Genomic DNA, 7,691 nt, shown 5'->3' with positions numbered 1-7,691 from the left:
TTGGGCCCGGAGCCGGAGGTGTGGGTGGCCCTCGGGGTCAGTGAGTATCGGGACCGGTGGCCGCCATAGCCTTCAGCGGTCGATTGTCGGCCGGCGGGTCGCCGGTGGCCGGCCCGCCCGGGTCGGACACCAACTCGCTGGTCGGGACCGACTCGTCGCAGGACCGGCAGAGCAGGACCAGTTCCACCGGATGGTCGCAGCGGGTGTGCACCAGGGCCCGGTCGGGCGAGGGTTGGGCGCCGGGGCAGTTCCGCTCTCCCCACTGCATCAACGCGGCCAGCACGGGGGCCAGCTCACGCCCCCGCCCGGTGAGGCGGTACTCGTGCCGCACCGGCCGGTCCCGGTAGGGGATCCGTTCCAGGATGCCGGCCTCGACCAGGGTGCTGAGTCGTTGAGCGAGGACGTTGCGGGCTATGCCGAGGCTGTCTAGCAGGGACTCGAAGCGGCAGTCACTCACCATCGCGTTGCGCACGATGAGCAGGGTCCAGCGCTCGCCGACCACCTCCAGAGCCCGTGCGATCGAGCAGTCCTGTCCGTACCCGCGAGGCGCCATTGGGTCATCGTAGAGGCGCGTGATCCACCGCTACCCTCCCTGCCCGACCACGGGCGCACTCCGCTGCCCCAGCAGCAGCGCGGCCACCAGACCGGCCACGGTGAGTCCGGCGGCCACCGCGAAGGCCGTGGGCAGGCCGGCGCCCACCGGTGCCGGCAGCTGCGAGAGGGACTGCTGGGCGACGAGTACGGCCGACACGGCGGCCAGTCCGAGCGCTCCACCCATGCTGAACGAGGCGTCGGACAGGCCCGAGGCCGCGGCGGAGTCGGCCTCGGTGGCATCCAGGGTCACCCCGATCTGTGCGGCGACGAAGGCCGCGCCGGCACCGACGCCGACCAGGGGCAGCACACTGAGCAGGTAGACCGTGGACAGCGGACTGTCGACCATGGCCAGGGCCAGCAGGCCGGCTCCGGTCAGGGACAGGCCCGCCAGGGCCACCAGCCGCAGCCCGTGCCGCAACACGACCGCCTGACCGAGGTACGAGCCGATGACCGAGGACAGGGTCAGGGCCGTCATCAGGGCACCGAACCTGGTGGCCGAGAGCCCCAACACCTCCTGCCCGTACAGGGTGATCAGCAGCAGCACCCCTTCGATCACCGTGCCGGCGATGAACAGCACCCCCAGGCTGCCCACCCGGTTGCCGGACAGCAGCGGTCCGGGTCGGATCAGGCGGCGCCCGGTGCGCGCCTCGAGGGCCAGGCCGAGCAGCAGCAGCACCGACGCCCCGGTGAGCCGCAGGAGAACACCGCCGGTGAGGCCGCCAGGTCCGAGCGCGGCGATGATCGTCCAGCCGATCAGGGCCAGGGCGCTGATCAGGCAGGTGGCGCTGGCCACCTCCAGCGGATGTCCGGAGCGGCCGCACCGGTCCTTCGGCAGGATCGGGACCAGCAGTACGGCGACGATCCCGATGGGCACGTTGAGCAGGAACACCCATCGCCACCCGAAACTGTCGGTGAGCAGCCCGCCGAGCAGCAGCCCGGCGGTGCCGCCGAAGGCGCCGATGAGGGTCCAGAAGCCGAGTGCCCGGGACCGGGCCGGACCGGGGCCGAGGGCCATGGCCAGCAGTGGCAGGGCGGTCGTGGCGACCAGGGCCGCACCGACACCCTGCACGATGCGTGCGCTGACGAGCACTTCCCCGGTCCAGGCCGTCGCCGACAGCAGGGAGGCGGCGGTCACCATCGCCAGCCCGGTGGTGAACAGCCGACGCCGACCGAAGAGTTCGGCCAGCCGACTGCTGAGCAGCAGTACCCCGCCGAAGGTGATCAGGAAGGCGGACATCAGCCAGTGCGTGCTCGCTGTGGACAGTCGCAGTGCCTGCGCGATGCTCGGGATGGCGGGATAGATGATGGTGCTGTCCAGCGCCGCCATCAGGAAGGACGCGCCGAGGGCGCCGAGGGCCAGCCGTTGCCGTCCGCCGAGAGGGGTTGCCGACGCCGACGCTGCGCTTAAGTTGTCCACCATCCAGCCCCTTGGTTCCCCGTGTCGTGGACGCTGGTTGCCGGTGAAGCACCTCAACGTGCCGTCAGCTCTCAACGACCACGGTGGCCATGGTTACGACGACGGACCCGGATAACCCGGTCGTGTCTGGGTGGCCCGGGCGCCGCGCGTGCGGACGGCCCACAGCCCCGTCGGTCCGGTTTTGAAACTTACGTGGGCAAATGAAGATAGCAGCAGTGCCTTTTCGGCACGACCCTGTGCTCGCCCGGTTCTCCCGGGTGGCGCCACACCTGCCGAGCGGGTTTCCCGCCCGATGGGCGGCAGCGGGGCGCCGAGTGCAGTTCAAGGGGGCGATCGGGTGCCGAGACCTCGATGGTGTGATGCCTGGGACGGGCGCGGTTTCTCCGAATGTGGCATGTGGGGTGGGGTGCCGATCGGGATCTGCGCGGGGCGGCACCGACCGGCCCACCGGGCTGATCCGGCGGGCCGGGTGGGGGTGAGGTCGGGGTCGGTCGGGTGCCGGCCGCCGGGCTCAGGGCTGGGGGAGGGCCAGCAGGATCGGCGGGTCCAGGGAGGTCATCCGGCGCAGCTGGAGGTCGGCCTCGATGGCGCTGGGTCGGCGGCTGATGGTCAGTGGCCCGTGTACGCCGATCAGGGCGTCCTCGTCCGTCCAGTCGGCCTCCCAGTAGTCCTGGCGGCCACGCACCCGGGAGCAGGCCAGCACGTACCACTGCCCGGGAGGTGGGCTGTCCAGTCGGTAGGGGCCGGGTCGTTCGAGCACGGTGCACCGCACGGGACGGCCGAGCGGGACGGGGTCACGGAAGAGCCCGATGAAGGTCAACCGGTCCTTGGTCTGCTCGGAGGCGGGTGGGTGGACCACGCCCTGGATCGCCGGGACCGGTGGCTGGGCCACGGTTCGGTGGTCGACGGGCACCTGCGGTGTCACCCCACGCAGCCTGCGGTAGGTGCTGGGGGAGACCCCGACACTGCTGCTGAACCGGGAGCTGAAGGTGCCCACACTGGCGTAGCCGACCTCGTGGGTTATCTCGGTGACGCTCATGGATGTCGACAACAGCAACTGTTTAGCCCGGTGCAGCCGCATGACCATGAGGAAGCGGCCTGGGGAGATGCCGGTGACACGTTGGAAGATTCGGGTGAAGTGGAACTTGCTGAACATGGCTGTGCGAGCCATGCCGTCCACGGTGTGCGGTTCTGCCAGATCCTCCCGGATGGCTTCGATTACCCGACCGACGGCACGCTGGATACTGTCTTCCATCGCATCCCCCAATCCGATGGCTGCGCTTGTGGCGACGTTTTGTGGGCTGAGGACTGATACGGCAGAGGTGGGCGTGTGGCGATACGCCGTCTAGCGAGAAAGGGGTTTTGTTAACCCGGGTTTTAATTGCGGGAGAAAGTATCGGCTGTTGGCGGAGCGGAGCTGTTTGGTGACTCAGGGTTATGATATCTGGCGGGGAGTAGTTAATCAACTACGGATCATGCAGGTCAATGCTGGGTCCAGGCTGACCCCGGGCGGGTCCGAAAAACGGACGCTTGGCTCCAATGCGGCGACAGCAACATTTGGGATCGACCCCCGGGATCGGGTCGGCCGATTCGTCGGATACCCACCCGCAGAAAAGTTGGCAAATGGGGCGATCCGTCATTCCGGCGGGTGGGCTCGACGTGTCAGCCGGATACCCGACCTCGTCGCAGGTGGTACTCGCCGACCCGGCGGGGTCAGCCCCGGGTGCTGGAGAACTGCCCCGGGCTGCGGCCCGGCCCGGCCGGCCCTCGATACGCCTGAGCGATGTCCAGCCAGTGCTCGGCATCGCCGCCGACGGCCCGTACTGCCAGGTCCTGCCGGTGCCGGCGGCGCGTGACGAGCAGGCAGAAGTCCTCGGCGGGGCCGGTGATCCGCTGTTCGGCCTCCGGCGGGCCGAACGCCCACACCGTGCCCGACGGGGCGGTGATCTCGAAGCGGAACTCCACCTCGGGGGGTGTCAGGCCCCGGGCCAGGTACCCGAAGTCCCAGGTCCGAACGGCGAAACCGACCAGGTGGCCGAGTCGGTCCGTGGGAGTCGGTCGGATGCCGAGGGCGTCCGCGACGTCGCGGCCGTGCGCGAAGACCTCCATCATGCCGGCCGCGGCCAGCACTGGTGCCGGCAGTGGCCGCACCAGCCAGGGCACCGGTTGTCCGGCCGGTACCGCAGCCAGGGCCTTCTCCGCGATGGCCCGCTCGGCCCGCCAGCGCGACAGCAGGACCGCGGGTGGTTCGACGACGAAGTCGGCCATCGCGGCCGCCACGTTGGCGTCGAAGTCGTCGCTGAGCCGGGAGGTCACCTGCTGGAAGGCGGCCGGCTGCGCGGCGGCCAGCCCAGCCAGCCGGAAGGTGGCGGCCAGGTGGGCGATCTGGTGCCGGATCGTCCAGCCCGCGGCCGGAGTCCCGATGTCCCACTGGTCGTCGCTCAGCTTGGCCACGATGGCGTCGAGCGCCTCACTCTCCGCAGTGAGATCGTTGATCACGTCTGGTGTCTGTGACACGTCGATACCTCTTCCTGAAATGGTTGGTCGGCGACCCGTTACCCGGAATTTTCGGCGAGTATCGATTTCCCCACATATTGGCGCACATCACTACCCTTGAGTAGGTGTGGTGACCTGTTCGGACGCGGTGGGTGCCAGCCGAATTTCCTTACTGGCGACGCTTCGCCTTGGTGTGATCAAGTGGAATGGACTTTCCGAGTGTGCCCCAGTCCGCAACCGTCTTTCTTCTTTCTTTGTGCGGTCAGGCGGCTGCTGGTGGTGATGATGGCGACTCGTGGGGGTCGACTCGCAGCCAGCCGGCGAGCGCGGCCCGTGATCATGGAGTGACGCAGAGCAACCAGGGAGTAGGTGGTCGTCCACCGCTGCCCATAGCCTCGGTTCGTCTACCAGACACCGCACGAGACCCTGACGCGACCGGCGTCCGTCTTCCCTGGGGAGAAGCTCATGGCAGGTCTGTGGCGTAGCCTTCGCGCACAGCTGATGACGCCGGACATCGCCGAGACGACGATGAGCAGGCGGGGATTCCACGTCAAGGACGAGCCCGGCCGGCAGCGGCTGGAGGCCGTGGGCGCCAGCTTCCTCACCGGCTTCCGGGCTGCCGTCGAGGCCCGGGACGAGACCGACATCGGCCGGCTGAACCTGATCGATCGGCAGTTCCGTGGCTTCGCCTACGAAGGGGCCGCCATGGGATACGCCGTCCTGGACGGGGTGACCGGCGGACGGCGTACCGCCCGGTTCCTGACCGGCGCCGGCTCGCCCCACGTCTACATGGCCTACGTCGGGATCGGCTGGGCGTACGCCAAACTTCCCCGGTGGCGCTGGCGGGCCGTGGCGGCGCCGGACCCGTTGCTGCGCTGGCTGGTCCTCGACGGCCTGGGCTTCTACCGGGCCTACTTCGAAACCGACCGGTTCGTCCGCCGACAGGCGGTCTCCCCGGTGCCGTGGCCGCCCGAGACGCCCGGTGACTACCCGCGGCGCGCCCTCGACCAGGGCATCGGCCGGGCCAGTTGGTTCGTCGCCGGAGCCGATCCCGATGTCGCCGCGAACATCATCGGCCGCTTCGACTCCGCCCGGCACGCCGACCTGTGGAGCGGCATGGGGCTGGCCGCCACCTACGCCGGGGGTGCCGATCCCGACGACCTGAAGAAGCTGGCCGTCCACGCCGGCCGGTACCGCCCGCAGTTGGCCCAGGGCTCCACCTTCGGTGCGCAGGCGCGACTGCGCGCCGGACTGGTCACCGAGCACACCCCCCTGGCCACCGAGATCTTCTGCGGATGCAGTCCGGAGGAGGCGGCGGCGGTCACCGATCGGGCCCGCGAGGACCTTCCGCCGGACGGCACCGAGCCGGCCTACGAGATGTGGCGACGGCGGATCCAGGCGCACTTCGCCTGAGGCCGCGGACGACGAGAGTGGACGCGGTACCGGGCATGGCCACCACACCCGGCCCGACGCCCCGGGGCCCGGCGTTCGCCGAACGCCTCACCCGCGCGGTGCTGATCCACGAGCCCGGTCGGCTGCTGGTCACCACGACCACCCTCAGCCCCGCAGAGGTGCCCGTCCTCGATGAACCGACCGACCCGGGCGCTCCGCTGCTGCCGGCCGCGCACGTGTTGGAGGCCCTGGCGCAGGGCTGGGTGGCCCTCACCGGACACCGGGGTCCACCGGTGTTCGAGACGGTCGAGTTCGGTACCCCGCTGGTGGTCGGCGAGGACGGGGTGCGGTTACGACTGATCGTCTCGGCCGAGCCGGGGACCGACACCACCGTGGTCGTGTTGCGCGGCGAACACCGGGGCCGCCAGGTGACCTACGGACACGCCCGACTGCGCCACCCCGGCCGATCGGCTGCCCGGACCTCCGCCGATCCAGTCCCGGCAGCCGCCCCGCCGATGCCGAACGACCCGCCGGTGGCGCCCCTGCGGGTCGGGGTGCCGGACCGGCCGCCCCGCACCTTCTTCGTCGAACCCGGGCGCTCGGATCGTCGGCTGCGCTACCGCGAGATCACCACCTCGGGCTGCGTGCTGGAACTGACCGGTACGGGTGCGACGGAGTCCGTCGCCGCCGTGGCAGGTCCGTTGGTGCTCGGTGACCCCGGCGTACGGGCCGCCTTCCTCCGTGCCCTGCATCCGTGGGCACCGGACATGATGCTGCGACCGTCCGGAGTCGACCGGATCTGGCTGGCCGGGGTCGGCCCCTACGAGCAGGTGACCCTGCACGCGACCCACCGCGGCCGGCAGGACCAGGTGCACCGCTACGACCTGGAGATCCGGGCCGGCGGACGGATCGTGGAGCGGTGGACCGGGCTTCGGCTGCGACCGCTGCCCGGCAGACCCGGTCCGTGGCCGGCGCAGCTGCTCGGGCCGTACCTGAGCCGCAGGCTGGCCGAGCTGACCGGGTGCGACGTGGGCGTCGTGCTGGAGCCGGGCCTGCGGTGGAAGTGGCGTCGGCAGCACACCGCCCTGGCCGTGTCCCGGCTGCTCGGTGCGGACCCGACCCTGCACCACCGCCGCGACGGTCGCCCCGAAGTGGGCGGCGGCTGGTGGATCTCGACCGCCCACGGCGCCGGGCACACCTTCGCGGTGGCGGCCCGCACCCCGGTCGGCTGCGACCTGGAACCGGTCCTGCGACGCGACCCCGCCGAGTGGCGTCGGTCGCTCGGCGCGCACCTGGCCTCGGCCGAGCTGATCGTCGCCCAGACCGGGGAGTCGCCGCACCGGGCGGGTACCCGGGTCTGGTCGGCCCTGGAAGCGCTGCACAAGGCCGGGGCCACCGCCTTCACCCCGTTGACCTACGACCGGGCCACCCCGGACGGCTGGCTGCTGCTCACCGCCGGCAGTTGGCAGGTGGCGACCTGTGCCACGACACTGCGTGGCGGGCCGGAGGACCTGGTGGTGGCGGTGGCGACCCCCCGATGAACCGCCGGCCGGCGACGGAGAGTGGCCGCACCGGTCACGGTCCGAACGACCGGCACCGGCCGCCGGGACCACCGGAAACCTGTGCGCGTGCCCCCCGCGTCGTCAGGAACAACTGCGGACAGCATCAGGCGAGATGCTGACCGGTCGATCGACGTAGACCATTGGGGTACGCCGGGCTGGATGAATGTGACGGAGGGCGCCAGCGTCTCCGGTGGTGACTTGAATTGCCTGGTCGCCGATTCGTGCCCTGC

6 protein-coding genes are annotated in these 7,691 nt (G+C 70.6%); 2 read left to right on the top strand and 4 right to left on the bottom strand.

Going from position 1 to position 7,691, the window contains the following annotated elements; translation table 11 throughout:
* Positions 1–37: 37 nt before the first annotated feature.
* The 4 genes from ACGFIK_RS13585 to ACGFIK_RS13570 form a co-directional block, all read right to left on the bottom strand.
* Complete coding sequence (locus ACGFIK_RS13585; RefSeq protein WP_327026335.1) at positions 38–553, bottom strand: helix-turn-helix domain-containing protein; 516 nt, start codon at positions 551–553, stop codon at positions 38–40.
* A gap of 30 nt (positions 554–583) precedes the next feature.
* Entirely contained in the window at positions 584–2,014 is a 1,431-nt protein-coding gene (locus ACGFIK_RS13580) for an MFS transporter (RefSeq protein WP_327026334.1), read from the bottom strand.
* Between the two features lie 508 nt (positions 2,015–2,522).
* Positions 2,523–3,266: an AraC family transcriptional regulator gene (locus ACGFIK_RS13575; protein ID WP_327026333.1), complete on the bottom strand. Its 744-nt coding sequence runs from the start codon at positions 3,264–3,266 to the stop codon at positions 2,523–2,525.
* Between the two features lie 458 nt (positions 3,267–3,724).
* Positions 3,725–4,528: a TIGR03084 family metal-binding protein gene (locus ACGFIK_RS13570; protein ID WP_327026332.1), complete on the bottom strand. Its 804-nt coding sequence runs from the start codon at positions 4,526–4,528 to the stop codon at positions 3,725–3,727.
* Between the two features lie 444 nt (positions 4,529–4,972).
* Between ACGFIK_RS13570 and ACGFIK_RS13565 the strand changes: the two genes are divergently transcribed.
* The gene (locus tag ACGFIK_RS13565; RefSeq protein WP_393339448.1) at positions 4,973–5,920 is read left to right on the top strand and encodes a DUF1702 family protein; all 948 of its coding nucleotides are present in this window, start codon (positions 4,973–4,975) and stop codon (positions 5,918–5,920) included.
* Positions 5,921–5,955: 35 nt separating this feature from the next.
* Positions 5,956–7,440: a polyketide synthase dehydratase domain-containing protein gene (locus ACGFIK_RS13560; protein WP_393339445.1), complete on the top strand. Its 1,485-nt coding sequence runs from the start codon at positions 5,956–5,958 to the stop codon at positions 7,438–7,440.
* Positions 7,441–7,691 lie beyond the last annotated feature (251 nt).

It is taken from the genome of Micromonospora sp. NPDC048871, from assembly GCF_043198155.1.
GTDB lineage: Bacteria > Actinomycetota > Actinomycetes > Mycobacteriales > Micromonosporaceae > Micromonospora.
This window is presented reverse-complemented; position numbering and strand designations above follow the sequence as displayed.